Below are 26,355 nucleotides of genomic sequence, written 5' to 3' on the forward strand. Positions count from 1 at the left end.
GCCGGCAAGTCAGGGATACTACACGGTATAATGTCCGCTAACTCAACGCACGGACCCGAAATGCAGCTGCTTGCCGTCGGCCTCAACCACAACACCGCCCCTGTCTCGCTGCGCGAGAGGCTGGCGTTCGCCCCTGAGCAATTGGGCCAGGCGGTGGTGGCGGCGCGTTCCTGGTTCGAGCGCATTGACCATCGCGGCAGCGACGAGGCGGCCATCCTGTCCACCTGCAACCGCACCGAGCTGTACGCGGCCAGCCGCGTGCCCGATTCGCTCGACGCCGGCGCCCACTTCCTGGCCGATTTCCACAAGCTGAACTACGCCGAACTGCGCCCGCACCTGTACCTGCTGCCGCAACACGACGCCGTGCGCCACACCTTCCGCGTCGCCTCCGGGCTCGATTCGATGGTGCTGGGCGAAACGCAGATCCTCGGCCAGATCAAGGACGCGATCCGCACCGCCGACGAGGCGGGCGGCCTGGGCACTTACCTGCACCAGCTGTTCCAGCGCTCGTTCTCGGTGGCCAAGGAAGTGCGCAGCACCACCGAGATCGGCGCGCACAGCGTGTCGATGGCGGCCGCCGCCGTGCGCCTGTCGCAGCGCATCTTCGACAAGATCGCCGAGCAGAACGTGCTGTTCATCGGCGCCGGCGAGATGATCGAGCTGTGCGCCACGCACTTCGCGGCGCAGAACCCCAAGTCCATCACCATCGCCAACCGCACGCTGGACCGCGGCGAAATCCTGGCGCACCGCTTCGGCGGCCGCGCCATCCGCCTGGCCGACCTGCAGGACAAGCTGCACCAGTACGACATCGTCATCTCCTGCACCGCCTCGTCGCTGCCGCTGATCGGCCTGGGCATGGTGGAGCGCGCGATCAAGGCGCGCCGCCACAAGCCGATGTTCATGGTCGACCTGGCCGTGCCGCGCGATATCGAACCGGAAGTGGCCCGCCTCAACGACGCCTTCCTGTACACGGTGGACGACCTGGGCAAGGTGGTCCAGACCGGCATCGAGAACCGCCAGGCGGCCGTGGCCCAGGCCGAGGCCATCATTGAAACCCGCGTGCAATCCTTCATGCACTGGATCGACGACCGCGCCGTGGTGCCCGTCATCCAGAGCCTGCATGAAAACGGCGAGGCGCTGCGCCAGCTGGAACTGGAACGCGCGCGCAAGATGCTGGCCAAGGGCGAGGATATCGACGCCGTGCTGGAAGCCCTGTCCAAGGGCCTGACCGCGAAATTCATGCACGGCCCGCAGCAGGCGCTGCACCGTGCGCAGGGCGAGGAACGCGCCCACCTGGCCGAGCTGCTGCCGCAGCTGTTCCGCGGCCGCCGTTAGCGCCACTGCCCTGCCCGCGCGCGCCACGCCGCCGCGCACCCTCCGCCGCCCCGCCGCGGCATCTGCCTCAACCCCTACACCGAATACGCTATGAAACCATCCATGCTGGCCAAGCTCGATCAACTGGCGAACCGCCTGGTCGAACTCGATGAATTGCTGATGTCCGAAGGCGCGACCAATAATATGGACGCCTACCGCAAGATGACCCGCGAGCACGCCGAACTCGGCCCGCTGGTGGCGCTGTACAAGTCCTACCAGGAAGCCATCGGCGACCTGGACGCCGCGCAGGAGATGCTGGGCGATCCCGAGATGAAGGACTTCGCGCAGGACGAGATCGAAGCGGCCAAGGCCCGCCTGGCGGAGCTGGAACTGGAGCTGCAGAAAATGCTGCTGCCCAAGGACGCCAACGACGAGCGCAACATCTTCCTCGAGATCCGCGCCGGCACCGGCGGCGACGAGTCGGCGCTGTTCGCCGGCGACCTGCTGCGCATGTACACCCGCTTCGCCGAGCGCAACCGCTGGCAGGTGGAGGTGGTGTCGGAATCGCCGTCGGACCTGGGCGGCTACCGCGAGGTGATCGTGCGCCTGATCGGCAACGGCGTGTACGCCAAGCTGAAGTTCGAATCCGGCGGCCACCGCGTGCAGCGCGTGCCGGCCACCGAGACCCAGGGCCGCATCCACACCTCCGCCTGCACGGTGGCGGTGATGCCGGAGGCGGACGAGGTCGAGGACGTCAACATCAACCCGGCCGACCTGCGCATCGACACCTACCGCGCTTCCGGCGCCGGCGGGCAGCACATCAACAAGACCGATTCGGCCGTGCGCATCACCCACCTGCCGACCGGCATCGTGGTCGAGTGCCAGGACGACCGCTCGCAGCACAAGAACAAGGCGCAGGCCATGAAGGTGCTGGCCGCGCGCATCAAGGACGTGCAGCTGCGCGAGCAGCAGTCGAAGGAGGCGGCCACCCGCAAGAGCCTGATCGGCTCGGGCGACCGCAGCGAGCGCATCCGCACCTACAACTACCCGCAGGGCCGCATGACGGACCACCGCATCAACCTGACCTTGTACAAGCTGGACTTCATCATGGACGGCGACCTGACCGAGCTGACCAACGCGCTGGCCGCCGAGCACCAGGCCGAGCTGCTGGCGGCGCTGGGCGACTAGGCCGGAGTTAACACCGGCCTAAGGCTGAAGCGACAACTTTGTGCGAGAATTGCCCGCTACTCCCATCGCCATCTAACCGGATCACCCCATGATACATACGCGCTCCCTGCTGCTGTCCATCGCCATCGCCTGCTTCGGCGTGATCGGCGTCGCCCTGTATTTGCAGATCGGCCTGGACATGCTGCCGTGCCCGCTGTGCGTGATCCAGCGCTACCTGTTCATCGCCATCGGCATCTGCTGCCTGTTCGGCGCCTACGGCAAGCCCAAGCTCGGCGCCGGCCTCGGCCTGCTGGCCGCGCTGGGCGGCCTGTACACCGCCGGCAAGCACCTGTACATCCTGGCCCACCCCGGCCTGTCGTGCGGCATCGACCCGATGGAGACCTTCCTCAACAAGATCCCCACCGCGACCTACCTGCCCGTCCTGTTCCACGCCGACGGCCTGTGCGAGGACGCGCTGGCGCCATGGTTCGGGCTGTCGATTCCGCAGTGGTCCTTCCTGAGCTTCGGCCTGTGCACGCTGGGCCTGGCCTGGCTGCTGATCCGCCGCGCGCGTTGATGATCACCGACCTCAGCGCCATCGCCGCCGGCGTCACCCTCGGCGCGCTGCAAGTGCAGTCGCTGCTGGACCCGCTGGACAACCGCGTGCTGCTGTGCCACGCGCTGGGCCTGTCGCGCGTGAGTTTGATCACCCAGTCCGAGCGCGAGCTCGACGCCGAACAGGCCGCGCGCTTCGCCGCGCTGGTGCAGCGCCGCCTGGCTGGCGAGCCGGTGGCCTACATCGTCGGCCAGCGCGAATTCTTCGGCCTGCCGTTCGAGGTCAACGGCGCCGTGCTGATCCCCCGTCCCGACACCGAACTGCTGGTCGAGCTGACGCTGGACCGCCTGCCGCCGCAAGGCCGCGTGCTCGACATGGGCACCGGCAGCGGCGCCATCGCCGTGGCGCTGGCGCACACCCGGCGCGACGCCGCCGTCACCGCGCTCGACGTCAGCCCGGACGCGCTGGCCGTGGCGCGCCGCAACGCCGCCGCCAACGGCGCCCAGGTCAACTTCCTGCAAAGCGACTGGTACACGGCGCTGCAAGGCCAGCCGCCGTTCGACGTGATCGCCTCCAACCCGCCCTACATCGCCAGCGGCGACCGCCACCTGTCCGAGGGCGACCTGCGCTACGAACCACCCGGCGCGCTAACCGACCACGCCGACGGCCTGTCGGCGCTGCGCATCATCGTCGCCGGCGCCGCCGCCCACCTCAAGCCGCAAGGCTGGCTGCTGATGGAGCACGGCTACGACCAGGCCGCCGCCGTGCGCCAGTTGTTAACCGATCAAGGTTACAACGAGGTGCAAAGTTGGACAGACCTGGCCGGCATCGAGCGCGTCACCGGTGCGCGAGCGCGCTGACACCTTTTCCTCATCTGCGGTATTCTGGCTTTCGGGCCCCTTCCGGCGGTATTTGATAAACTAGCAAGCGATCTTCGACTCCGGTCAACTTTGGGCCGGCGCCGACGCGATTGTCCGTTTTCGGTTAATCTCGCACCTCACGCTTTGATGCAACAGTTGCTGCACTACGAAAGGAAGATCCAATTGTCCAATCTATTGACTCGCCGCCTGGCCTTGCTGGCCCAGCCAGAGCACCGTCCGGTGCTGGGTGGCTTGCGTGGCATCGAACGCGAAACACTGCGGGTGGACGCGCGCGGCCATCTGGCGTCGACGCCGCATCCGGTGGCCATGGGCTCGGCCCTGACGCATCCGCAAATCACCACCGACTACGCCGAGACGCTGCTGGAGTTCATCACCCCGGCCGAGGCGGACATCGCCACCACGCTCGACAAGCTCGACGGCATCCACCGCTACGCCTACAGCAAGCTGGGTGACGAGCTGTTGTGGAGCCAGTCCATGCCCTGCCAGCTGCCGGGCGAGGACGAGATCGAGATCGCCTGGTATGGCACCTCCAACATGGGCACGCTGAAGCATGTGTACCGCCGCGGCCTGGCGCTGCGCTACGGCAAGGCCATGCAATGCATCGCCGGCATCCACTACAACTACTCGCTGGACGAACGCCTGTGGCGCGTGCTGGCCCAGCATGAAGGCAACGAGAAGCGCCTGTCGCCCAAGTCCTTCCAGTCCGAAGCCTACCTGGCGACGATCCGCAACTTCCGCCGCTACAGCTGGCTGTTGATGTACCTGTTCGGCGCCTCGCCGGTGCTGTCGAGCGGCTTCCTGCGCGACCGCCCGCACAAGCTGGAGACGCTGTCCGACGACACGCTCTATCTGCCCTACGCCACCAGCCTGCGCATGAGCGACCTGGGTTACCAGAACGACGCGCAATCGGGACTGAGCCCACATGAGAACTGCCTGGACAGCTACGTCGCCACCCTGACCAAGGCCGTCAACCAGCCGTACGAGCCGTATGCGAAGCTGGGCATCAAGCGCGATGGCGAATGGATCCAGCTGAGCACCAACGTGCTGCAGATCGAGAACGAGTACTACTCCACCATCCGCCCCAAGCGCGTGATCCAGACCGGCGAGCGGCCGATCCAGGCGTTGTGTGCGCGCGGCGTGCAGTACATCGAAGTGCGCTGCATGGACGTTGACCCGTTCGAACCGGTCGGCATCAGCGTGCAGACCGGCCGCTTCCTCGACGCCTTCCTGATGTTCTGCGCACTGGAGGAAAGCCCGGTCATCCCGCCGGAGGAAAGCCTGCGCCACACCGAGAACTTCGCCCGCACCGTCAAGGAAGGCCGCCGTCCGGGCCTGACGCTCACCAGCGACGACGGTGAAATCAATCTGCAAGCGTGGGGCCTGCAACTGCTGGAGCGCATCCAGCCGGTGGCGGCGCTGCTGGACGCGCAGCGCGGCGACACCGTGCACGCCGACGCCATCGCGCAGCAGGCGGCCAAGCTGCGCGACGCCGAATTGACGCCGTCGGCCAAGGTGCTGGCGGCCTTGCGCGCCAACGGCAAATCGTTCGCCACCTTCGGGCTGGCGCAGAGCAAGCAGCACGCGGCCTACTTCCGCAGCCATCCACCGAGCGCCGAGGAAGCCGCGTACTTCGACGGCTTGGCCGCCGTCTCGCTGGCCGAGCAGGCGGAGATGGAAGCGGCGCCGCAATCGAGTTTCGACGATTACGTGGCCGCCTACCGCGCCAGCAACCTGTGCCACTCCAGCATGGACTGCGACTGAACCGGGAGCCGGCTTGCTCACCTTCTACAACGAACTGCACGCGCAACATCGCGGCCGCTACGAGATCTTCCGCGGCGAGATGGTGCCGTGCTTCGAAAAGCCGGAGCGTGCCGACTCGGTGCTGGCGGAGCTGGGACGGCGCGGCTTGGGCAAGATCGTCACGCCGCATGGCGTGCCCTTGATGTCGCTGGAGCGCATCCACACGCCGCGCTACCTGCACTTCCTGCGCGGCGCCTGGAACGAATGGCTGGCGCTCGATCCGGCCAACGCCGGCAAGGATGCCTTCCCATCGGTGTGGCCGGTCCGCACGCTGCGCGACGACATCGAGCCGGACGACTTCTGCGCCAAGCTGGGGTTGTACTCGATGGACAACGGCACGCCGCTGACCGCCGGCACCTGGACCGCCGCCAAGACCGGCGCCGATTGCGCGGTCAACGCCGCGCACGCGCTGCGGCTGGGCGAGCGCGGCGCCTTCGTGTTGAGCCGTCCGCCGGGACACCATGCGGGCGCTGACTTCTTCGGTGGCTACTGCTTCCTCAACAACGCCGCGCTGGCGGCGCAGCACATGCTGGACGATGGCGCGCGCAAGGTCGCCATCCTCGACATCGACTACCACCACGGCAACGGCACGCAGAGCATCTTTTATCATCGCGACGACGTGCTGTTCATCTCCATCCACGCCGATCCGCGCAGCGAGTACCCGTTCTACCTGGGCCATGCCGACGAGCGTGGCGAGGGTGCGGGGCTGGGCTTCAACATGAATTTACCGCTGGCGGCGGGCAGCACGGCGCAGGCGTGGTTCGCGGCGCTGGAGACGGCCTGCATCCGCCTGGGCAGCTTCGCGCCGGATGCGCTGGTGGTGTCGTTGGGCGTGGATACGTTCGCGGGCGATCCGCTGTCGCGCTTCCTGCTGCAAAGCGCCGACTACCTGAAGATCGGCGAACGCCTGGCCTACCTGAACCTGCCGACCGCCTTCATCTTCGAAGGCGGCTACGCGGTCAAGGAACTGGGTACCAACGTCGTCAACGTCCTCGAGGGCTACGAGACCGCGCTTTAATACACGTCGCGGCGGTAGCGGCCCGTTTCGCGCAGCTCGTCGAGGGCGGCGCTGCCGATGATTTCTTCCAGCGCCGCATCCACGCCGCCCGCCATGCCTTCCAGGCTGCCGCAGACGTAGACCACGGCGCCGTCGGCGATCCAGCCGCGCAGCTGGCCGGCCTTGGCGCGCAGGCGGTCCTGCACGTATTGGCCGCCGGCGTCGCGCGAGTAGACCAGGTCCAGCTCCGGCAGATATCCTCGTTGTTGCAGGTCCTGGATTTCGGCGGCGCAGATGCCATCGAATTCGCGCTGACGTTCACCGAACACCAGCCAGTTGCGCCGCTGTCCGCCAGCGGCCCGCGCGCGCAGGTGCGACCGCAAACCCGCCATGCCCGAGCCATTGCCGATGTAGATGGCCGGTTGCTCACCTTCATGCATGTCGAACGCCGGATTGGCCACCAACCGCACGCGCACCTCGTCGCCGAGTTGTGCTTGCGCCGTCAGCCAGCCGGAGGCCAGCCCCATGCCCTCCTCGTTTTTTACCTGGCGCACCAGCAGCTGCACACAGCCATCCGCCGGCAGCGACGCGACCGAGTAGCGGCGCGCGGCCTGCCCTGGCGCGTAATGGCCGGGCCACACGTCGAGCAAGGCGCCGGGACGCCAGTCGGCGCCGCCATCCCTCGTCAGCGTGATTTCATGCAGCTCACCGCCGATGCTGCCGGGGTTGAGCAATTCGCGCCGCGCCAGGCGCCAGCTGGTGTAGTCGCTATCCGGCGCCGTGGTGGACAACGCATCCTGCGGCGCCTCGCCGCCGATGCCGGCCAGCTCGCGCAAGGCGTGCGACCAGCGGGCCAGCGCGCCGGCATCGCCATTGTCGACTTCAATGATCGGATGCAGCGGCCGCGCGCCCAGCACGCGCAGGCGCGTATCCAGCGTCCGGCCAAAGCCGCAAAACTGCAGGTAATTGCGGTCGCCCAGCGCCAGCACGGCGTACTGCAAATGCGCCAGCTCCTCGGCGGCGGCGTGCAGCAGGCGGCTGAAGCGGCGCGCGGGATCCGGCGGTTCGCCTTCGCCAAAGCTGCTGGCGACGAACAGCACGCGGCGGTAATTGCCCAGCAGCGGAGGCGTGAGCTTTTCCAGCGATTGCACATGCACCGCCACGCCGGCCTTTTGCAGCAAGGCCGCGCTTTGCAACGCCAGCCGCTCGGCCGATCCGGTCTGGCTGGCGTAGGCCATCAGCACCGGATCGGCGCTGTCGCTGCTGGCGGTGCCGGCCAGCTTGGCGCGTTCGGCCAGCGCGCTGCGCTTCTGGCGACGGCGCTTCAGGTACAGCATCCATCCGGTGATCGCGAAGCCCGGCAGCGACAGGCTGGCGAAGAACATGAACAGGCGTCCCGGCAATCCGAAATAAGTCCCGATGTGCAGCGGATAGAACGTGGTCAACGCGCGCGCCGCCACGCCCATTTGCGCATACGGCTCGTGCTTGACGATGGCGCCGGTCTGCTGGTTGATCGACATGCGGCTGCGCGCGCGGATGTGCGTCGCGTCACCGTCCAGCCACAGCACCTGCAGCGGCTGCGTCGCGCGCTCGGGCGGACGCAGGACCACCGTCTTCCATCCCGGCGCCTGCTGCTGGAAGGTGGACCAGGCCAGCGTCAGGTCGGCGGCTTCGGCGCGCTTGGCTTCCTTGGCCATCTTGGGCTTGGCCACAGCCGCCGCGCGCGGTGGACGGCTCACGCCCGCCCAGCCATCGACCGTATCGCGCACCACATCGAAGCTCCAATACACACCGCTGACGGTGAAGACCAGGTAGGCCGCCAGCGCCCAGGTGCCCGCCACCGAGTGCAGCCCCCACAGGAAGGAGCGGCCGGTGAGGCGCGTGTCGAAAGTCAGCCAGGTGCGCCAGTCGAGCGCGCGGCGCGGCCAGCGCAGATACAGGCCGCTCAACGCAAGCCCCATCAGGCACAAGGCCAGCCCGCCAACCACCGGACGGCCATCGTCGCGCGGCAGCAGCAGGAAGCGGTGCAGCGATTCCACCCATTCGAACACGCCGTCATAACGCAGGGACGGCAGCATGGCGCCGCTGTACGGATCGACGAAGACCGTCTCGCCATGCTTCTCGCCCGGCGCCGGCGCCAGCGTGACGCGCGCGGAGGCGCCCGGCTCGGCGTACACGGTGATGCTGCTGATGCGCGCCTCGGGATGCGCGCGCTTGACCGCTTCGGCCACCTGCGGCGGCGCCACCATGGGCGCCTGCCGCGCCGCCACGCTGGTCACGCCAGGATTAAGCAGGTCCAGCACCTCGTCGCGGAACGCGAGGATGGCGCCGGTCAGGCCGATCACGACCAATACGGTGCCGGCGGTGATGCCGACCAACCAGTGCAGCTGGAACCAGAGTTTTTTCACAAATCGACCTTCAAGCGTCACGCGCGTCCATATCAGCAGTCATTCTACCAGTTAATAAGAATCATTATCAATTGCTGGAGTGGCTTGACGCCCAAAAATGTCGCAACCATACTTGTCGAATGAATAAACCTCTGCCCTGGGCCGACGACACGCCGCGATTGAGCCTGTGGTGCGCCGTGCTGTTCTGCTGCTTCAGCGCCGTGCTGGCGGCGGTGTACCTGCGGCCGCAGCTCGCCGGCCTGCTGTGCGTGCTGCCGGTGGCCTCCTACCTGATGCTGGGTGTTCAGATGGGCATGGTGTACAGCGTCGGCTGGTCGGTGCTGGGGCTGGCGGTGGCGTGGCTCAGGCCAGGCAATCCGGCCGAAACGCTGCTCGGCGTCGGCGCCGCCGTACTGGCGGCGGGGGCGCTGGCCCACCTGTTCGCGCTGCGTCGCGCGGCGCTGATGGCGGCACTGCGCCGCACCGCCTCCCCCGATCCGATCACCGGCCTTCACAACCACCTGTACCTGGAATCGATCTTCGGCCAACTCACGCGCAGCCAGCGCGGCAAGCCGCCGACGGTGTCGCTGATGCTGATCGCGCTGGCGCCGGGCGCTGGCGATGCACAACTGGTGCAGGCCTCGCGCCAGATCGAGGAAGTGTGCCGCCCCAGCGACTGGGCCTTCCGCTTTGGCGACAATCGCCTCTGCGTGCTGGTGCCGTGGGTGACGCAGGTGCAGGGACAGCAGATCGCCGACCGTCTGCTGGCCGGCATCAACGCACAACAAGCCAATGCCAAACTTGGCCTGGCCCGCTGGCCGGACGACGCGCCGGCGCTGGCGGCGCTGCACAAAATCGCCGAGCGCAACCTGCAGGGTTAGCGCAGGAACGGTCCCCACACCGGCTGCCGCACATCGCCATCCTGCGCGGTGAGCCGCTGCTTCACGCGGCCATCCACCGACACCACCATCAGCGACTTGTGGCCGGCCGCCTCGGTGGAGTAGATGATGTACTTGCCGTTCGGCGCGAAGCTGGGCGACAGGTCGTCGGTGCTGTCGGACAGCCGCGTTTCCTGTCCGGTGGCCAGGTCCATCACGTACAGCTGGTAGTTGCCCTCGCGGCGCGAGATGAAGGCCAGCGTGCTGCCATCTGGCGAAATGCGCGGGCTGATGTTGTAGCTGCCGCCGAAGGTGATCCGTTTGGCGTCGCTGCCGTCCGCGTTCATGCGGTAGATCTGCGGACCGCCACTGCGGTCGCTGACGAAGTAGATGCTCTGGCCATCGGCCGAGAACTGCGCCTCGGTGTCGATGGAGGCGCCGGCGCCGTCGGAGATGCGATGCAAGCCGCCGCCGTTGGCGTTGACGGTGTAGATCTGCGTGTGCCCATCCATCGACAGCGACACGGCCAGCTTGCCGCCGTCCGGCGCCCACGCGGGCGACGAATTGCTGCCCTTTTCGTTGGCGACCACGGTGCGCGCCTGCGTGGCCAGGTTCTGCACATACACCACCGGCTTTTTCTGCTCGAACGAAACGTAGGCGACCTTGCTGCCATCCGGCGACCAGGCCGGCGACATGATGGGGTCATTCGACACGCGGGCCGTCTGTTCGCCCTCGCCGTCGATATCGGCCACGGCCAGCTTGTAGCGGCTGCCCTCCTGCTTGATGTAGGCCACGCGTGTGGAGAACGCGCCGGGCACGCCGGTGAGCTTGAAGAACACATCGTCGGCGATCTTGTGCGCCGCCAGGCGGGCCGCCTGCGCCGGCACCGACTGGTCCTGGCGCGACAGCTGGCTGGCCTTGACGGTGTCGAACAGTTTGTAGCGCACGTCGTAGCGGCCATCCGCCAGCGCGGACACGGTGCCAACCACCAGCGCATCGGCGCCCTTGGCCTTCCAGCCGGCGTAGTCGATGTTGTTGACGTCATTGACGGTGCCGGCGTCGATCACATTGAACAATCCACTGCGGCCCAAGTCGGCCTTGATGATGGCGGAGATCTGCTGCGGCGCCAGGACCTCATCGGCAAAGCCGGCGACGGCGACCGGGATCTGGTTGCTGCCAACGCCGCTGATTTCAATCCGCATCTGCGCCTGCGCGCCATGCGCGATGACGGCAAGGGCCAGGCCGGTATAAAGCAGGTAGTGACTCGGTTTTTTCATAGCATTCAATTTGTTCGTCCAACGATAAATTATCGGAGTAGTATCCAGTCTTGCATCCCTGAAGGCGGCCCCGCGCCGCCACGATTGTTGTTCCTTCATCCGAAAGGTGACAGAAATGGACAATTCCCTAGGCAAGAATGCGCACATCGACCGCTGGCAGAAGAACCGCCAAAAGGCTTTCAAGATAGTACCCGAGGATGGCAAGACCTTACGCTATCTGGGCAAGGATTTCCACGTTTTTCCCAACACCTTCTGGCCCTACACGGACAGCCAGCCGTTGGTGCGCGCGCTGCGCGTGAAGGCGGGCGACAGTGTACTTGATGTCGGCACCGGCTCCGGCGTGATCGCGATCTTCGCCTGCTACGGCGGGGCGTCGCGCGTGCTGGCGGTCGACATCAACCCCGCCGCGTTGAAGAGCGCCCGCCACAACGCCGAGGCGCACGGCTTCGGCGACATCATGGAGGTGCGCTCATCGAGCCTGTTCGACAACGTCGGCGACGAGCAGTTCGACGTCATCACCGCCAACCTCCCCTTCCGCAACAAGGAGGCGCATGACGTGGTCGCCCGTTCGCAATGGGACACCGACTTCCATACGAATACCAGGTTCTTCGAGCAGGTCGGCAAATACCTGAAGCCGGACGGCCGCATCTACTTCGCGCATTCCAATTTCGGCGCGGTGAAGGAAGTGCGCAAGCTGGCCAAGGAGAACGGCTACAGCATGCGCCTGATGGCCAGCGTGCGCGCCGACGAGACCAAGGAGTTCTACGCCTTCCTCATCAAGCGGTCGCCTCAAGCCAAGCCGGTATGAACGACGTGTACAAGACCATCGCCGGCCTGCGCGAGGTCGCGCATGCGCCGTGGCGCCTGGAGGTACGACGCGTCGCGGTCATACTCAGCAACTCGCGCTCGGGGTCCAGCCTGATCAAGCATGTGCTGGCGGAGCATCCCGACGTCGCCTCGCTCGACGGCGAGATGGAACCCTACCTGCCGCTCACGCACAATGGCTTCGGCATGAACTCCGACAGCGACGCCATCGACGCCCTGGCCCAGCCGGACGCGCTGGCCGACAATCTGTTCGCCGACCTCACCGTCCCCGGTCCGGGCCTGCAGCCGCTGGATCAATTGAAGAGCCGCTGGCGACGGCGCCTGCTGCTGCAGTTCCCGCTGTGCTTCATCGAGGCCGGCCAACTGCGCAAACTCGACGCGGCGCTGGACGAAGCCATGCGCGGCAAGCAGCACACCGACGCCACGCTCCACCGCGCGATCTTGACGGCCGTGTTTCGCGACGAGCCATGGCGCATGAATTTCTACGACATGCAGTCGTCATCGTCGCTGCGCGATTTCGGCCTGGGTGCCAGCGGCTACTACGACGAGCCGTTGAAGATCGAGGAACCGCCCTTCGTGCTGCCGCGCGGCTTCCGCCGCGCGTTCACCATCGACGATGCGGCCCACAAGGTCCTGCTGTTCAAATCGCCGAGCGACGCCTACCGCATCGGCATCCACGAGCAGCTGTTCCCGCGCGCCGACATCCAATACATCCACCTCAGCCGCGGCTACGCGCAATCGGTCAATGGCTTGATGGACGGCTGGCTGTCGCCGAAGGGCTTCTTCGCGCAGGACCTGGCGCGGACCGGCACCACGCTGCGGATACGCGGCTACTCGGACGCCACGCCGTTCGGCCAGCGCTGGTGGAAGTTCGACCTGCCGCCCAACTGGCGCCAGTTCACCCAATCGCCCCTGGGCGACGTCTGCCTGAACCAGTGGCTGGCATCGCACGAAGCGATCCTTGCCAGCCGCGTGCCGATGCTGCGCCTGGGGTTCGAGCAGTTCATGGAACGTCCGGCGGCGCAGCTGGAACGCATCGGCGCATGGCTTGGCCTTCCCGACCTCTCGCTGCCCGCGCGGCTGCCCGTCACGATGGCCACCGACATCCCCACGGCGCAGCGCTGGCGCAAACGCGAACAGGCCTTGCTGGACATGGGCCGGCGCCCGCCGGTGCGGGCCATGATGGAGCGGCTGGGCTACACGATGGATCCGGAATCATGGACTTGACCAATCACTTGCTGGTGCCGTTCCTGATCGGCCAGCGCCGCGACGGCCTGCGGCGCGTCGCAGAACTCGACCGCCACCACTGGGACGTCGTCGACGTGCCGGATTTTACCGAGACCTCGCTGGCCGATCCGAACGAGAAGCTGCGCAGGATGGGCCGCATCTATGCCGGGTTGGCGCAGCGTGTCGAACAGGTCGTCGAAGCGGGCAAGGTCCCGGTCAGCATCGCCGGCGACTGCATGTCCTCCCTGGGCATACTGGGCGGCCTGCAACGGAGCGGACATGCGCCGGAACGGATCCTGTGGCTCGACGCGCATGGCGACTTCCATACCTGGGCAACCACGCAGACCCAATACCTCGGCGGCATGCCGCTTGCCATCCTGGTGGGACGTGGCGATCGCCGCAAACATAATCGCGACGCCATCGGCGCGATGCTGGCGGCCATCGGCGTCACGCCCTACCCCGAGCGGCAGGTGATCCTGTCCGATGCGCGCGACCTTGATCCGGGTGAGCTGGAGGCGGTGAGAAGCTCCGGCATCGTCGTCTGCCCGATCGACCGGATCGGCGAGCACCTGAGTTCTGACGAGCGCCTCTACCTGCACTTCGACAGCGACGTGATGGACGCCGAATCGGAAATCCCGGCGCTGAAGTATCACGTCAAATCGGGACCCAAGTACGCCGACATCGCCGCGCTGTTCCGTTCACTGCGCGGGCACAACATCGTCGCGGTCTCGGTATCGGCCTGGCACGAGGAAAAGGACCACGACAATGCGGCGGCCCGTGCTTGTTTGGCGCTGCTGCACGAATTAAAGCCACAAGACGGACGCTAAATAGGACGCACCACGCGCTCGACCACGCGGTTCCAGATGTGCATTTTCTTCAAGTGACAATTCAATAGATTGTTGGCTATGGCCCACGTGTAAAGTGGAAAAAAAACCAACTTCCAAAAGTCGGAACCGACGTTGATTGTTCCGGGCAGCCTCCATTTTTTTTATCGCGAATTGGATTGATATCCAGACGCCATTCAAACCGAATGGCGAATCTACTTATAGGTGACTCATTTAACATCTAGCGAAGGACAATGACGTGGCGATCTTACAAGAAAGTGGCGCGAAACAGCTTCTTTTTTTACGCGCATTGCATCTTTTTGGACGAAGCTTGTGGCGGGCCGATACCGTGCTTGACCAGGCAGATGTGTCACTTATTCATGCTTCGATAAGGTGGAACGGCAAGAGCTGGCTATTATTCGACCACAGCCGCAACGGTACTTTTGTTGACCAGAAGGTAGTCGTACCGAACGGCTGTGTTGAAATCAGCGAAGGAAAGACCATACATTTTGGAAGTGACAGGCGACGCAGTTGGACTGTCATCAATCTGGATCCGCCACGTCCGCTGCTGTTACCTCTAGATTCTCTGCACCAGCCAATCAGCTTACGGGAACTGCATTTTTTGCCCAGCGTGGATGAGCCGGAAGTCATGATATTTTTGGATGACGGCGGGCAGTGGCTATGGGAGGACGATACGGGCATCTATGAGCTAAGGGATGGCGACGTGCTGACCTTGGGGCGGCATTCCTGGCGGTACATCAACGGCATGTCTGCTGAAGAGACCGTCAAGCTCGATGTCGGCTTGGCACGCGAACCGGTGAAGATTTTGTTTTGTTTTGATGTCAGCCAGAACGAGGAGCACGTTGAGCTGCGCATTCAGACTGGTCGGGGCGAGGCGGTGCTGGGTGAGCGCAGCCATCACTACGGCATACTGACGCTGGCGCGCCAGCGCCTGCTCGATGCACAACGAGGCTTTGATGTGCGTAGCCAAGGGTGGCTGGCAACTGAGCGCCTTGCCGAAATGCTGAGGCTCGAGCCCAAACATTTGAATATGCAGCTGCACCGCGCGCGTCATCAAATCAGTACCGCGCTTCCTGCTGAACGCTGTTGGGAGCGATTCATTGAGAGGCGGCGCGGTGAATTGCGCTTTGGTGATTTCAGCTTCCAGATTATGCGGGGTTCCCGGTTGGAGGCCAGGTTCGATCCGCTTCAAACAGTTCCGGGATAATTCCGCGATAGTTTGCCGCGCCGCTTATTTTGTTGGTAGTTATATGCATAGCCGAGCCCAATAATATTGGCCGTTATCCCGCGTTGATCGCTGTTATTTGACGTGGTTGAGTGCCAATTGCGGCCTGAGTAAAGTCTGTCTTTATGACCGGACTTCGCCAAGGCCGCATTGTCATCTCATTCTCCTCTATTAGCTGGCTCCATCGTTGCCAGCATCGCTCAACGTCACTACCGTGTGCTTGAGCTATTGGGCGAAGGAGGATTCGGCCACGTATTCAAAGCGCGGTGTCAGGAGGACGGTGAACTGGTGGCTATCAAGTTTCCCAAAGCAGACCAGGACTCCCGTCAATTAGACGATGAGATTACACTTTACCGGCAATTGGCGCACCCACAACTGGCCGCCTTATTGGATTGGGGCGCGCACTTCGCTGTATTCGAATTGCTCCATGGCCGCACGCTGCGTGAGCATCTGATCAAGGAAGGGGCGATTGCCGCGATCGCCGCGCGCGCGCCGATGTTGCATGTCCTGGAGGCGCTGGCTTATCTACATGACCGCGGCGTCGTACACTGTGACGTCAAGCCGCATAACATTATGATTGTGGATGAGGGGGCCAAGCTATTTGACCTCGGTAGTGCGCTGATGATGGCCCCGGGGACGCCAGGCGGCAGGCTGTTTTCTCCCGCTTATAGCGCACCGGAACAATTACTCGGCGCGCCGCCGAGCACCAAATTCGATTTATATGCCTGGGGACTGGTGTGGCTCGAATGTCTTGCTGGGCAGCCGGTGTTCGCCGGCCCAAACGTGGAACGATTGTACCGGCAACAGATCGCCGGTGATGAGGTGCCGCTGCCGGCCCCGTTGATCGGGCACCCGTTGGGCGAGTTATTGCGGACAGTATTGCATAAGGATCCCCGTCAGCGCGCTGGTGATGCCCAACAGCTCTATCGGCAGCTGCTGGACATCAACTTGCGGGATCTTCCGCGCGGCGTCGGCGTTGACACTTACAGATACGACCAGTCCACCCAGCCTCTGCCAGTCCGTTCCGACGTGACGGGATAGTTGGATAGCGCCGGCGGCGCTCCCGCGACGTCCTCCAGGTAATAATAGTTCGCTGGATTGAGGCCGGAAATTGACGAAATACGCCGCACCAAAGGCCGCCACGGCAGCGTGCTTGTTCGGTTAGGTCCGCCGCCCATTTTGTCGAACGTAGCATGATTCTTGTGGATCGCTTCGCTCAACTCGGCTGACTTGGTCTGCACTGCACACGGGGTTTCAAACAAGGTGCCCCAGTCGGACAGATGTTCCCGCGCCATTTTGTAGATCAGTTCCGGTACCGGGTCCACGCTGGGATCGGCTTTGCTGGCATCGTACATGCCGTCCGATGTCCTGTTGCCTGTTACTGTACCGTGCCGTCCCCGGCAAGCATAAAGCTGATAGCCCTTGGGTTGCGTGCGGCCGGCCTGGAGCTGCAGCGGGTCGGCGCGTTGATTGTGGTCGGCTAACGTTTTCCACGTCGTCCCTAGTTTGAACGGCGGTTGGTCTTCCTGGCACTGGCGCGCGTTGGGCCGGGGGACCAGCGCCATGAAGCCGGCATCAAGGCGTCCCCCCACATGGTCCCAGGCATAGATACCGGTGAAATTGAGGACGTTCGGGGGCAACTGGGTCAGGATGCCATACCATTCGCCTGAACCGGGAACGGGGTCGATCGCAAAGATGTTGACGGTAACGTCCCGGCGACCATAGGCGTACAGGAACCATGCGGCCATGATACATTCAGCCGCGCCCCGGCTATGGCCTATCAGATTGTATTGCTCGGCGCCGCTGGCGGCCGCAAGATTGGCGCCGTGCAGGGCGAGGGCGACGGCGGCCCATCCATTAATCTGGCTTGGGTAGGAGAACTGGTTACCGCCTGAATACGGCTGGGTGTACTTGAGCAGATCGGGTGGCACTTCGAGCGGGCCGTCAAGCTTGAGCGGCTCGCTATCGTCCCGAGGGGAGGCCCAATCGTTTTCACCGACGCCGCGGACGCTGGCGCTGGCACGACCGGGCTGGAGCGTACCCGTGATTTCCTTGTGGATGCGAACCGGGATGTAGCCGGTGTCCGGGGTGTAGATGTCGCGGTCGCTTTCCTTGCGCGACTTTTCTCCCTCATCGCGGGTGCAGGCAGTGCCGCTGAAGCAAACGGTATAGACAGACATGCTGGCGTCCTTTCTGGCAATGGCTTAATCGAAGCCGGCCTGGCAATCCCATTGAGCGACCGGCGACAGGATGTGGCAGATGGATGGATGTGGATGCTGCAGCCCCGCAATCACGTTGAAGAATCCTCCCGCGAAGTCTGGATGGCTTGGTATCGGTCCGTGGTACATGCTGCGTTGGATGGGCTGAGCCTGGTCCGGCATGGAGCGGCGCACAGCTGTGTGGTGGTGGCGTGTCTTCATGATGTCCTCGCGTGGATTGATTGGGGGGCGCGTGACGCATCGAAATTCCACCGGCGCCTGGCCAAGGCCGCCGGCCGGTGGAACCCCGTCCCCCCGGTCAGACCGAACGGGGACGTGCGTCAGCGCGCAAACATGCGCTTACAGCAGGGCGCCCGCGACTTTGGCAGCATATGGGGCGACGGTGGAGGCCACGCTCTTCAGCGTATCCCACCAGCCCGATGCCTCGATGCCGCTGGCGTCGGAGATGGCGCCGCCGCCGGCCATGGTGCGATGCACAGGGCTGGCCTGCATAGGCATGCCGATGTGCTGTTTGCTCGAAAACTCATAGTTCGCTTTTTTCATGATGATTCTCCAAAGTGAGGTTGAAATATGGCTGGATTTCTCCACGAGGGCCTCTTGAGGCGGACCAGCCGCCACCTCCGCTGCTCCCCCGTGTCTTCCTGCCCGGCGCAATACGCCGGATATCAGAAGCTGGTTGCCGCCCAGGCTTTCGGATCGCCTATCGTCACGGGCATCACGTCGCTCACGTCTATCGTGTAGCGCACGATGCGCCATGCGCGCTGATCGTTCTCGGGATCGAAGAAGGCCAGCTTGACGTCCCAGCAATCGGAATCGAGACGGCAGAAGGGGCTCTTCTCCACGGCGATCTTGGCCAGTTGACGCGAATGCCCGTTGTCGTCCGGCGTCAGGTTTTCCGCGAATACGGTGATTGCCTGGAAGGCGTTGGTGGCGGCAAAATTCATGGCCCGTTCCGAAGACGCGGTGCCGAGATTGCGGAAGTCATAGTAGATGCGGTTCAGGAACTCGCGCAGGCCGGTCTTCAGCTTGTCGTCCTTGTCGGTGAGGTTGGCCGCCTTCATCGCAGTGTCGATCAGCTTGTTCACGTTCCAGTAGTACAGGCCACGCGGAACCACCGAGATCACCGGCACCACTTGGCCGGAATACAGCCGCACCGTTTTGCCGGTGAGGTAGCCTGGAATGGAAACGCGCTCGACATAGCCGTCGGAATCCGGCTTCGCCACCTGCCCTTCCAGGGCGCCCACCAGCAGGCCGTACGTGTCGCGTGCGAAGGGCTCGCTTGGTTCGATTGCATAGATGGGGGTCAGGTCGATGTTGAGCGTCCAGATCAACATGCTGGATTCGAACTCGCGGTTTTCCAGATAGGCCAGCAACTGCTCAGGGTTGTAGGGGCTCTGGCCGGCAGGCATCAGCTGAGTGAAGCCGTCGCGGCGGGCTTCGGTGCCGAAGTCATAGCCGATTTTCCCGAGAGCGTAGACCAGCGACGACGATGACGGCTTGCATCCGCACGCGCCGGAAGGAACGATGCCGCTGGCGCCGGATGGAACGATGCCCGTGGCGCCGGCGGCCACGCTAACGGCGCCTGCGGAATCCGCGGGCGCCTCGGCCGGCATGGCGGCCACTGTGTCCAGGGACCCTTGTGGCTCCAGGCCGGACGGTGTGAGCGATACTATGGATGGGACGCTGGTGTCGGCGTCTGTTTGTTGGTGAGTCATAGCACTTCCTCCATTGAATAGGTGAACGTAGGCCTGTTGAATATTCAGACGCCCGGCCAGGAATCGGCGACAGTCCGACCCCCAGCGGGGATCGCATGGTGAGGCACTCGCGAGAAGTGCCTCACGCACCTGGTTGGGAGAGGCGGGCATGCCTCTCTTCCGTTGTATAGAGAGCAGCAGGGCGGCAACTGCGGACACGAGTGGGGTGGCGAAACTGGTGCCTGTCAGGCGAGCGCTTGCGCCATTGGCCTGGGCACCGAGTATTTCCTGTCCAGGCGCGAGTATTCCTTGCGTGAGGTATTCATTCCCCCAGTTACTGAAATCCATCGGCTGGCCGTTGCTGTCCATGGCGCCCACGGCCAGCACATGCGGCAAGCTGGCGGGAATGTGCCGGCATTCGCAGCCGTTATTACCGGCCGCCGCGACAACGAGTATGTTTTTGTCATGGCACTCCTGCACGATGTCGCGCAGCGATGTGTCGGCTTCATTGTTGGCGGCGACGAGCTGGCCGCCGCTGATATTGATCACCTGGACCTCGTGGTCGATGGCGATGCGCAGCGCGTTGACCAGGTCTCTTTGCGAGACGCGATTGCTGGGGCCGGCGGAAAAAATCGGGATCGAAATGCCCTTGCAGCCGGGAGCCCAGCCTTGAATGCCTCCGTCTCCATCACCTTCGCCGAAGATCTTGCTGAAGATGTGCGTCGCATGATTTGTCGTCGCACCGCCAACCGCACCGGCGGCTCCAGTGGTGATGGATTTGATGTCAGCCGATCGCAGCGAGGGATGAGACAAGTCAGGCACCCCATCCAGTACCGCAATGCGAATATCTGGAGACCCCTTCGAGTCCTTCCAAAGCTCGGCCAGTCCGTTGATCACATGCGTGTTCATCACAGGTTCCCATCCATAGAGTGCGTTTGATGGATGAATTGTAGGGAGGACAACATGCAAAAACGACCACACCTGATAACCGTGGGGCACTGCGGATAACGGGCAAGTTCAAAAATATTTTCAAAAATCGCTTGCTATTAAATCGCACACAATCTATAGTGTGGTCATGGGCGCTGCAAACAACGCCGGATAGTAGAAGTAAGTAGCTTGCGATTTAATAGTTAATTAAACATCCTCACTCACTAAAAAGGAAATCATCATGTCGATCCAACAAGTTCTGTACCGCGCAAACGCAAAAGCAACCGGTGGCCGCGAAGGCCGTGCTGTTTCCTCCGACAACGTGCTGGACGTGAAGCTGACCACCCCGAAAGAACTGGGCGGCGCCGGCGCCGTCGGCACCAACCCTGAGCAGCTGTTCGCTGCCGGCTACTCGGCCTGCTTCATCGGCGCGATGAAATTCGTCGGCGGCCGCGACAAGATCGCCGTGCCTGCGGACGTTTCGGTTGAAGGCACGGTCGGCATCGGCGCCATCCCTACCGGTTTCGGCATCGAAGTGGAACTGAAAATCTCGCTGCCAGGCCTGGACCGCGCGGAAGCCGAGAAACTGGTCGCCGCCGCCCACGTCGTGTGCCCATACTCGAACGCCACCCGCGGCAACATCGACGTGACCCTGACCATCGTTTAATCGATACCGTCAGCGAACGACAGGCCGGCCCCTCCTCCGAGGCGCCGGCCTTTTTCACATACAATCGATGTTTTGATCCGCATCGGGACGCGCAATGATTGAGTGGCAATGGCTGGCCTTTGAAGACATCCCCCGCCTGGACTGGTACGAGGTGCTGCTGCAGCGCCAGCAGGTGTTCATCCTGGAGCAGACCTGTTTGTACCCGGACATCGACGGCTGCGATCCGCAGTGCCACCACCTGATGGCGTGGCGCGAGATCGACGGCAAGCGCACGCTGGTCGCGTACCTGCGCTGCGTGCCGCCGGGCGTGAAGTACGACGAGATGTCGCTGGGCCGCGTGCTGACCACGCAGGCCGCGCGCGGCAGCGGCATCGGCCGCGAGCTGCTGGCCAAGGCGATTCCGCTGGCCGAGGCGCTGCATCCCGGTTACGGCTTCCGCATCGGCGCGCAGGCGCACCTGGAAAAATTCTACGGCGGCTACGGCTTCAGGAAAGTCACCGAGCCTTACGACGAAGACGGCATCCTGCACATCGACATGGTGCGCTAGAAGGTCAGCATGAAACGCGCGCCGGCGCTGACCGAGCGCGCGTAACGCACCGTGCCGCCGTTGGCGTGCACCAGATGCCGCACCATCGCCAGGCCGATGCCCCGGCCCTGCTTCTTGGTCGAGAAGAACGGCGTGAAGATGTGCGCGGCCAGCGCCTCCGGCACGCCGGGGCCGTTGTCGGCCACTTCGATGCGCAGGCGTCCGCCCCGGCTCAGGCGCGCGCGCACCTGCGCTTCCGGCGCCTTGCCGGTGATGGCTTCAGCGGCGTTCTTCAGCAGGTTGATGAGCGCCTGCTCCAGCTGCCCCGGATCGATCATCACCGCCAGCGATGCCGGCTCCACCGAGAACGACACGCGTCCACCCCGCTCCTGCCACTGCGGCGCGATCAGCATGGACAGTCGTTCGAACAGCTCCTCCAGCAGCACCCGCTGCGGCTGCGCCTGCGGCACCGTCGACAGGCTGCGATAGCTGCCGACGAAATCCACCAGGCTTGCGGCGCGGCGCGAGATGGCGTCCAGCGCGGTGCCCAGGTCGGCGTGGATATCGGCCGGCAGGCCCGCCGCCGCTTCATCCAGCAGACCGCAGGCGGTGCGCGACAGCGAGGCGACCGGCGTCAGGGAGTTCATGATCTCGTGGGTCAGCACCTGCACCAGTTCGCGCCAGGCGTTCAGGGCTTCGGCTTCCAGTTCGCTCTCCACCGGCATCAGCGCGGCCAGGCGCTGGGGCGCGCCTTGCATCGCCAGCGCGGAGACGGCGACCAATGCGCGCTCCACGCCACGTTCGGTGTCAAAGCTGATCAGCTGTCGTTGGCCGGCGGTTTGCGCGGCCAGCAGCTGGTGCAGGTCCTGCGGCGCGCTGGCGCGGCCTGGTGCGAGCAGGCGGCGCGCGCTGGCGTTGAGCGGCGCCACCGCGCCGGCGCCGGCCGCGTTCTGGATGCTGAACAGGGCGATGGGCGCGTGTTCAAGCCGGGCTTCCAGCGCGTGGAGGGTGTCGGACAGTTCGCGGCCCGCGGATGCGGCGCCATAGGGCACGGTGCTGTCATGCGCTTCCATGCGCGGGGTGCGGGGAGCCAGGCGGCGCAGGCATTGCCACAGCGTGGCGGCCGGGATTAAGGCGGCCAGGCCGCACAGCACGATGCGGCGCGGCTCGGGCGTGGCGGACATGATGTCGGCAACAGCGGCCAGCGCCATCAAGGCGGCGACGCTGGCGGAGGCGCCCAGCTTGAGGGCGCGCTCAGATGCCATGCTTGCCCAGCTTGCGGTACAGCGCGGCGCGGCTCACGCCCAGCGACTTGGCGGCGTGGCTGATGTTGCCGTTGAACTGGGCCAGCGCCGAGGCGATGGCTTCGCGCTCCAGCGCGTCGAGCGTCATGTCGCCGCCGACGGCGCCGTTGATGCTGCCGCTGCCCGCGCCATTGACGCCGCTGCTGATCGCCCCGCTGGTGGAGCCGCCGGTCGTGCCGCTCGTTGCGCTGCGCGCGAAAGCGGAAGCGGCGGCGGCGACGCCCGGCGGGGCGGCGAACTGCGCGCCGCCGTCCATCGTCGCCATGCTGGCGCCGAGCCCGAAATCGCTCAAGGAAAATTCGGTTCCCTGGCCCAGGATCACGGCACGCTCGCAGGCATGACGCAGCGCGCGCACATTGCCCGGCCAGTCGTGGCGCAGCAAGCCGTCCATCGCGGCCGCGCTCACATTGCGCGCGGGCCGTTCGTACTGCAATGCGTACAGGTTCAGATAATGCGCCAGCAGCAGCGGAATATCCTCGCGCCGTTCGCGCAGCGGCGGCACGCGGATCACGATGGTGTTCAGCCGGAACAGCAAGTCCGGCCGGAACACGGCGGGATCGAACAGCCGCGCCTCATCCAGATTGGTCGCGCTGACGATGCGCACGTCGATGGCCTCCGGCTTGTCGGCGCCGATCGGCGTCACCTCGCGCCGTTCCAGCGCGGTCAATAGCTTGGCCTGCGCCGCCAGCGGCATGTTGCCGATTTCGTCCAAAAACAGCGAACCGCCGCGCGCGGCCTGGAAGCGCCCCGCCCTGTCGGCCTTCGCATCCGTGAACGAGCCTTTGCGATGGCCGAACAACTCGCTCTCGAACGTCGATTCCGGCAACGCCCCCATGTCCACCGCCAGCAGTGTGCCGGCCGCGCGGCGCGACAGCGCATGGATGGCGCGCGCCACCAGCTCCTTGCCGACGCCGTTCTCGCCCAGCACCATCACGTTGGCCTCGGTCGGCGCCACGCTGGCGATCAATGCCTTCAGCTCACGCATCGCCGACGATTCGCCCATCAGGTCGGGCGCCGCCGCGGCCGGGCCACGCATGGCGGCGCGACGGGCCAGCGCCTGGTCGATGGCGGCCACCAGCCGCGCGTTGTCCCAGGGCTTGGTGATGAAATCGCCGGCGCCGCGCTTCAACGCTTCCACCGCCAGCGGCACGTCGGCGTAGGCGGTCATCGCGATCACCGCCGGCGGCTGCGACTGGGAGCGCAACAGGTCCAGCAGCGCCAGTCCTTCGGCACCGTCGATGGAACCGGGTGTGAAGTTCAGGTCCAGCAGCACCACGTCCGGCACGCCCTGCGCCAGCAAGGCGGGCAAGCCCGCCGGATCGCACAGCGTGGCGACCTTGCCATAGCGCCGCCGCAGCAGCAACTGCGCGGCAGTGGCGACATCGGCGTCATCATCGAGTATCAAAACGTAAGCGGACATGCAGGCATTCTAGCAGCCGCCCACCGGCTGTGGACATGGCTTGCGGCCGCGCGCCGCAGACACACGCGGCAATTGTTCAGTTCCGAACACCGGCCGCTGTTCATAAGCGGACACCGAACGCCGGGCGCCGGCCGGACAGGCCGTCAATACAGGGTTTTCCGGCTTGGCACAGCGCTTGCTGTATGGGCGGTATGCACATCAAAAAAAATATCGGCCCAAGTCCAACTCAACTGCCGTCCAGCGGCGCGGCGATGGATGTCGTCGTGCCACGCAAACGCGGCAAGGCCATCGCGATCGGCGTGGCGGCCACGCTGGCCGTCGCGGCGGCCGGCTACGGCCTGTGGTCCTGGATGCCGCGCGGCCTGCAGGTGGACGGCGCCGACCTGCGCATCGGCCAGGCGGAACGCGGCATCTTCGTCGACGAAATCGTGGTGCGCGCCAATGCGGAGCCGCTCAATTCCGTGATACTCGACTCGGTCGAATCGGGCCGCGTCGAGGAAGTCTTCGCCATCGACGGCACGCTGGTGAAAAAGGGCCAGCTGCTGTTCCGCATCTCCAACCCGCAGCGCAACCTGGAACTGCTGGCGCGCCAGTCGGAACACGCGGTCAGCATCTTCAACCTGTCCAATCTGCGCGTGGCGCAGGAGGCCAGCGCCAGCGACCACCAGCGCCGGCGCGAGGATCTCCAGTTCGCGCTGGCGCAGGTCCGCAAGCAGCACGAGCGCAATGTGCGGCTGGCGGCGCAGGGCTACATCTCCGCCGTCGCGCTGGAGGAATCGGCCGACAAGCTGCAACAGCAGCGCCGTCTGCTGGCGCAGGAGGAACGCGCGTCCGGCACCGAGGAAAACGTGCGCCGCAGCGCGGCAACGCAACTGGAAACCGCCATCGAAGGGCTGAACTCCGGCCTGAAACTGGTCGCCGCCACGGTCGATGCACTGGCCGTGCGGGCGCCGGTCGAAGGCCGGCTGACCAACTTCCACCTGCAGGTGGGCGAATCGATCAGCACCGGCAAGAACATCGGCCGCATCGACGATCCGGCGCGCTTCAAACTCTCCGCCAGCGTGGACGAGTACTACCTGAACCGCATGGCGGTGGGCCGGCACGGCAGCGTCAAGCAGGATGAGCGCAACTTCGCGGTCGACATCCGCACCATCTACCCGCAGATCAAGGAAGGCCGCTTCATGGTGGAACTGGTGTTCACCGGCGGCCAGCCGCCGGTGCTCAATCCCGGCCAGAGCCTGGACGCGCGCATCACGCTGGGCGAGCCGGCCAAGGCGCTGCTGCTGCCGAACGGCGCCTTCATCAACGACAGCGGCGGCGCCTGGGTCTACGTGCTGGATGCCGGCGGACGCACGGCGCAGCGCCGCGCGGTGAGGATCGGCCGCCGCAACAACAGCCAGCTGGAAGTGCTCGAAGGCCTGTCCGCCGGCGACAAGGTGATCCTGTCCAGCTACGCGGCCTACGGAAATTCACCACGGCTTCAAATAACGCAGTAAATTCCCATAACTACCAACAGAGGCAAACCCCATGATCAAACTTGTCGGCGTCAGCAAAATCCATCAGGCGGGAGAAATCCAGACCACAGCGCTGGACCGCATCGACCTGGAAATCGAAGCGGGCGAATACGTCGCCATCACCGGGCCTTCCGGCTGCGGCAAGTCGACCATGCTGGGCATACTGGGCCTGCTGGACGTGCCGAACCACGGGGAGTACTGGTTCGAGGGCCAGAACGTGGCCGGCTGGAGCGAATCGAAACTGAACCAGCTGCGGCGCGGCCGCATCGGCTTCATCTTCCAGAGCTTCAACCTGATCGAGGAATTGACGGTGTTCGAGAACGTCGAACTGGCGCTGGAATACAACGGCACGCCGGCGCGCGAACGGCGCGAGCGCGTGACGGCGATGCTCGCCAAGCTGGGTGTCGGCCATCGCGCCTCGCACCGGCCATCGCAGCTGTCGGGCGGCCAGCAGCAGCGCGTGGCGATCGCGCGCGCGCTGGTGGCCGGCCCCGCCGTCCTGCTGGCCGATGAACCCACCGGTAACCTGGACACGGCGCACGGCGACGAAGTCATGCGCCTGCTGCGCGAGATTAACGCCGAAGGCACGACGGTGGTCATGGTCACGCACTCGCCGGACCATGCCGCGCAGGCTTCGCGCACACTGAACCTGCTGGACGGCCGCATCATGGTCGACGTACTGCAAGCCGCTTAAGCGTCAGGATC

The 26,355-nt window shown here is 64.9% G+C and carries 24 protein-coding genes; 16 read left to right on the top strand and 8 right to left on the bottom strand.

Going from position 1 to position 26,355, the window contains the following annotated elements; all coding sequences use genetic code 11:
* The first annotated feature begins 60 nt into the window (after positions 1 to 60).
* The 6 genes from hemA to ACUJB0_RS18305 all read left to right on the top strand — a co-directional run bounded on the left by hemA (position 61) and on the right by ACUJB0_RS18305 (position 6,736).
* A complete protein-coding gene (gene hemA / locus ACUJB0_RS18280) occupies positions 61 to 1,335 on the top strand; it encodes a glutamyl-tRNA reductase (RefSeq protein WP_161086628.1) in 1,275 nt (424 codons plus the stop codon).
* A gap of 90 nt (positions 1,336 to 1,425) precedes the next feature.
* Positions 1,426 to 2,502, top strand: coding sequence for a peptide chain release factor 1 (prfA, locus tag ACUJB0_RS18285; protein ID WP_117012467.1), 1,077 nt, complete (start codon positions 1,426 to 1,428; stop codon positions 2,500 to 2,502).
* Between the two features lie 88 nt (positions 2,503 to 2,590).
* Positions 2,591 to 3,058 carry a disulfide bond formation protein B gene (locus ACUJB0_RS18290; protein ID WP_161086629.1) on the top strand — a complete coding sequence of 156 codons (468 nt, stop codon included), beginning with the start codon at positions 2,591 to 2,593 and terminating at the stop codon, positions 3,056 to 3,058.
* Entirely contained in the window at positions 3,058 to 3,897 is an 840-nt protein-coding gene (prmC, locus tag ACUJB0_RS18295) for a peptide chain release factor N(5)-glutamine methyltransferase (RefSeq protein ID WP_444846437.1), read from the top strand. The genes ACUJB0_RS18290 and prmC overlap by 1 nt, the downstream gene beginning before the upstream one ends.
* Positions 3,898 to 4,080: 183 nt before the next feature.
* Positions 4,081 to 5,679, top strand: coding sequence for a glutamate--cysteine ligase (gene gshA, locus ACUJB0_RS18300; RefSeq protein ID WP_444846438.1), 1,599 nt, complete (start codon positions 4,081 to 4,083; stop codon positions 5,677 to 5,679).
* Positions 5,680 to 5,692: 13 nt separating this feature from the next.
* Positions 5,693 to 6,736 carry a histone deacetylase family protein gene (locus ACUJB0_RS18305; RefSeq protein WP_444846439.1) on the top strand — a complete coding sequence of 348 codons (1,044 nt, stop codon included), beginning with the start codon at positions 5,693 to 5,695 and terminating at the stop codon, positions 6,734 to 6,736.
* Here ACUJB0_RS18305 and ACUJB0_RS18310 read toward each other — a convergent pair.
* Complete coding sequence (locus ACUJB0_RS18310) at positions 6,733 to 9,123, bottom strand: PepSY domain-containing protein (RefSeq protein ID WP_444846440.1); 2,391 nt, start codon at positions 9,121 to 9,123, stop codon at positions 6,733 to 6,735. The two genes, ACUJB0_RS18305 and ACUJB0_RS18310, sit on opposite strands and share 4 nt — an antisense overlap.
* Before the next feature lie 119 nt (positions 9,124 to 9,242).
* On the opposite strand from ACUJB0_RS18310, the gene ACUJB0_RS18315 reads away from it, so the two are divergent.
* Complete coding sequence (locus ACUJB0_RS18315) at positions 9,243 to 9,983, top strand: diguanylate cyclase domain-containing protein (protein ID WP_444846441.1); 741 nt, start codon at positions 9,243 to 9,245, stop codon at positions 9,981 to 9,983.
* On the opposite strand, the gene tolB is transcribed toward ACUJB0_RS18315, so the two are convergent.
* On the bottom strand, positions 9,980 to 11,257 hold the full coding sequence (tolB, locus tag ACUJB0_RS18320) for a Tol-Pal system beta propeller repeat protein TolB (RefSeq protein ID WP_444846442.1): 1,278 nt from the start codon (positions 11,255 to 11,257) through the stop codon (positions 9,980 to 9,982). The two genes, ACUJB0_RS18315 and tolB, sit on opposite strands and share 4 nt — an antisense overlap.
* A 115-nt stretch (positions 11,258 to 11,372) precedes the next feature.
* Here tolB and ACUJB0_RS18325 point away from each other — a divergent pair, with 115 nt between their 5' ends.
* From ACUJB0_RS18325 to ACUJB0_RS18345, 5 genes are all read left to right on the top strand, one after another.
* Positions 11,373 to 12,065 (top strand): methyltransferase, encoded by a 693-nt coding sequence (locus tag ACUJB0_RS18325; RefSeq protein WP_444846443.1) that lies wholly within the window; start codon positions 11,373 to 11,375, stop codon positions 12,063 to 12,065.
* Positions 12,062 to 13,309 (top strand): hypothetical protein, encoded by a 1,248-nt coding sequence (locus ACUJB0_RS18330; RefSeq protein WP_444846444.1) that lies wholly within the window; start codon positions 12,062 to 12,064, stop codon positions 13,307 to 13,309. The genes ACUJB0_RS18325 and ACUJB0_RS18330 overlap by 4 nt, the downstream gene beginning before the upstream one ends.
* The gene (locus tag ACUJB0_RS18335; protein WP_444846445.1) at positions 13,300 to 14,136 is read left to right on the top strand and encodes an arginase family protein; all 837 of its coding nucleotides are present in this window, start codon (positions 13,300 to 13,302) and stop codon (positions 14,134 to 14,136) included. Before ACUJB0_RS18330 ends, ACUJB0_RS18335 begins: the two co-directional genes overlap by 10 nt.
* 256 nt (positions 14,137 to 14,392) lie before the next feature.
* Positions 14,393 to 15,361 carry an FHA domain-containing protein gene (locus ACUJB0_RS18340; RefSeq protein ID WP_444846446.1) on the top strand — a complete coding sequence of 323 codons (969 nt, stop codon included), beginning with the start codon at positions 14,393 to 14,395 and terminating at the stop codon, positions 15,359 to 15,361.
* Between the two features lie 168 nt (positions 15,362 to 15,529).
* Positions 15,530 to 16,420, top strand: coding sequence for a serine/threonine-protein kinase (locus ACUJB0_RS18345; RefSeq protein WP_444846447.1), 891 nt, complete (start codon positions 15,530 to 15,532; stop codon positions 16,418 to 16,420).
* On the opposite strand, the gene ACUJB0_RS18350 is transcribed toward ACUJB0_RS18345, so the two are convergent.
* The 4 genes from ACUJB0_RS18350 to ACUJB0_RS18365 all read right to left on the bottom strand — a co-directional run bounded on the left by ACUJB0_RS18350 (position 16,363) and on the right by ACUJB0_RS18365 (position 20,201).
* Entirely contained in the window at positions 16,363 to 17,559 is a 1,197-nt protein-coding gene (locus ACUJB0_RS18350) for a hypothetical protein (protein ID WP_444846448.1), read from the bottom strand. The two genes, ACUJB0_RS18345 and ACUJB0_RS18350, sit on opposite strands and share 58 nt — an antisense overlap.
* 24 nt (positions 17,560 to 17,583) lie before the next feature.
* On the bottom strand, positions 17,584 to 17,799 hold the full coding sequence (locus tag ACUJB0_RS18355) for a hypothetical protein (protein WP_161086640.1): 216 nt from the start codon (positions 17,797 to 17,799) through the stop codon (positions 17,584 to 17,586).
* Between the two features lie 138 nt (positions 17,800 to 17,937).
* Complete coding sequence (locus ACUJB0_RS18360) at positions 17,938 to 18,141, bottom strand: hypothetical protein (protein WP_117012454.1); 204 nt, start codon at positions 18,139 to 18,141, stop codon at positions 17,938 to 17,940.
* Positions 18,142 to 18,263: 122 nt separating this feature from the next.
* Positions 18,264 to 20,201: a PatA/PatG family cyanobactin maturation protease gene (locus ACUJB0_RS18365; protein WP_444846449.1), complete on the bottom strand. Its 1,938-nt coding sequence runs from the start codon at positions 20,199 to 20,201 to the stop codon at positions 18,264 to 18,266.
* Between the two features lie 259 nt (positions 20,202 to 20,460).
* On the opposite strand from ACUJB0_RS18365, the gene ACUJB0_RS18370 reads away from it, so the two are divergent.
* Together ACUJB0_RS18370 and ACUJB0_RS18375 are read left to right on the top strand one after the other, a co-directional pair.
* On the top strand, positions 20,461 to 20,886 hold the full coding sequence (locus ACUJB0_RS18370; protein ID WP_444846450.1) for an organic hydroperoxide resistance protein: 426 nt from the start codon (positions 20,461 to 20,463) through the stop codon (positions 20,884 to 20,886).
* Positions 20,887 to 20,980: 94 nt separating this feature from the next.
* Positions 20,981 to 21,433, top strand: a complete 453-nt coding sequence (locus ACUJB0_RS18375; protein ID WP_161086643.1) for a GNAT family N-acetyltransferase — start codon at positions 20,981 to 20,983, stop codon at positions 21,431 to 21,433.
* Here ACUJB0_RS18375 and ACUJB0_RS18380 read toward each other — a convergent pair.
* Together ACUJB0_RS18380 and ACUJB0_RS18385 are read right to left on the bottom strand one after the other, a co-directional pair.
* A complete protein-coding gene (locus ACUJB0_RS18380) occupies positions 21,430 to 22,677 on the bottom strand; it encodes a sensor histidine kinase (RefSeq protein ID WP_444846451.1) in 1,248 nt (415 codons plus the stop codon). The genes ACUJB0_RS18375 and ACUJB0_RS18380 overlap by 4 nt on opposite strands.
* A complete protein-coding gene (locus ACUJB0_RS18385; protein WP_444846452.1) occupies positions 22,667 to 24,136 on the bottom strand; it encodes a sigma-54-dependent transcriptional regulator in 1,470 nt (489 codons plus the stop codon). The genes ACUJB0_RS18380 and ACUJB0_RS18385 overlap by 11 nt, the downstream gene beginning before the upstream one ends.
* A gap of 191 nt (positions 24,137 to 24,327) precedes the next feature.
* Here ACUJB0_RS18385 and ACUJB0_RS18390 point away from each other — a divergent pair, with 191 nt between their 5' ends.
* Complete coding sequence (locus tag ACUJB0_RS18390) at positions 24,328 to 25,632, top strand: efflux RND transporter periplasmic adaptor subunit (RefSeq protein WP_444846453.1); 1,305 nt, start codon at positions 24,328 to 24,330, stop codon at positions 25,630 to 25,632.
* Positions 25,633 to 25,663: 31 nt separating this feature from the next.
* The gene (locus ACUJB0_RS18395; protein WP_161085091.1) at positions 25,664 to 26,344 is read left to right on the top strand and encodes an ABC transporter ATP-binding protein; all 681 of its coding nucleotides are present in this window, start codon (positions 25,664 to 25,666) and stop codon (positions 26,342 to 26,344) included.
* Positions 26,345 to 26,355: the final 11 nt, after the last annotated feature.

Origin of the sequence: Duganella caerulea (genome assembly GCF_040362985.1) — a bacterium.
GTDB lineage: Bacteria > Pseudomonadota > Gammaproteobacteria > Burkholderiales > Burkholderiaceae_D > Rugamonas > Rugamonas vulcania.

Coding starts and splice junctions, on each gene's coding strand:
- ACUJB0_RS18330 (WP_444846444.1), top strand. CDS start 12,062: ATGAACGACGTGTACAAGACCATCGCCGGCCTGCGCGAGGTCGCGCAT.
- ACUJB0_RS18290 (WP_161086629.1), top strand. CDS start 2,591: ATGATACATACGCGCTCCCTGCTGCTGTCCATCGCCATCGCCTGCTTC.
- ACUJB0_RS18315 (WP_444846441.1), top strand. CDS start 9,243: ATGAATAAACCTCTGCCCTGGGCCGACGACACGCCGCGATTGAGCCTG.
- ACUJB0_RS18355 (WP_161086640.1), bottom strand. CDS start 17,799: ATGAAGACACGCCACCACCACACAGCTGTGCGCCGCTCCATGCCGGAC.
- prmC (WP_444846437.1), top strand. CDS start 3,058: ATGATCACCGACCTCAGCGCCATCGCCGCCGGCGTCACCCTCGGCGCG.
- ACUJB0_RS18360 (WP_117012454.1), bottom strand. CDS start 18,141: ATGAAAAAAGCGAACTATGAGTTTTCGAGCAAACAGCACATCGGCATG.
- prfA (WP_117012467.1), top strand. CDS start 1,426: ATGAAACCATCCATGCTGGCCAAGCTCGATCAACTGGCGAACCGCCTG.
- ACUJB0_RS18350 (WP_444846448.1), bottom strand. CDS start 17,559: ATGTCTGTCTATACCGTTTGCTTCAGCGGCACTGCCTGCACCCGCGAT.
- ACUJB0_RS18395 (WP_161085091.1), top strand. CDS start 25,664: ATGATCAAACTTGTCGGCGTCAGCAAAATCCATCAGGCGGGAGAAATC.
- ACUJB0_RS18365 (WP_444846449.1), bottom strand. CDS start 20,201: ATGAACACGCATGTGATCAACGGACTGGCCGAGCTTTGGAAGGACTCG.
- ACUJB0_RS18375 (WP_161086643.1), top strand. CDS start 20,981: ATGATTGAGTGGCAATGGCTGGCCTTTGAAGACATCCCCCGCCTGGAC.
- tolB (WP_444846442.1), bottom strand. CDS start 11,257: ATGAAAAAACCGAGTCACTACCTGCTTTATACCGGCCTGGCCCTTGCC.
- ACUJB0_RS18325 (WP_444846443.1), top strand. CDS start 11,373: ATGGACAATTCCCTAGGCAAGAATGCGCACATCGACCGCTGGCAGAAG.
- ACUJB0_RS18370 (WP_444846450.1), top strand. CDS start 20,461: ATGTCGATCCAACAAGTTCTGTACCGCGCAAACGCAAAAGCAACCGGT.
- ACUJB0_RS18390 (WP_444846453.1), top strand. CDS start 24,328: ATGCACATCAAAAAAAATATCGGCCCAAGTCCAACTCAACTGCCGTCC.
- ACUJB0_RS18380 (WP_444846451.1), bottom strand. CDS start 22,677: ATGGCATCTGAGCGCGCCCTCAAGCTGGGCGCCTCCGCCAGCGTCGCC.
- hemA (WP_161086628.1), top strand. CDS start 61: ATGCAGCTGCTTGCCGTCGGCCTCAACCACAACACCGCCCCTGTCTCG.
- ACUJB0_RS18335 (WP_444846445.1), top strand. CDS start 13,300: ATGGACTTGACCAATCACTTGCTGGTGCCGTTCCTGATCGGCCAGCGC.
- ACUJB0_RS18385 (WP_444846452.1), bottom strand. CDS start 24,136: ATGTCCGCTTACGTTTTGATACTCGATGATGACGCCGATGTCGCCACT.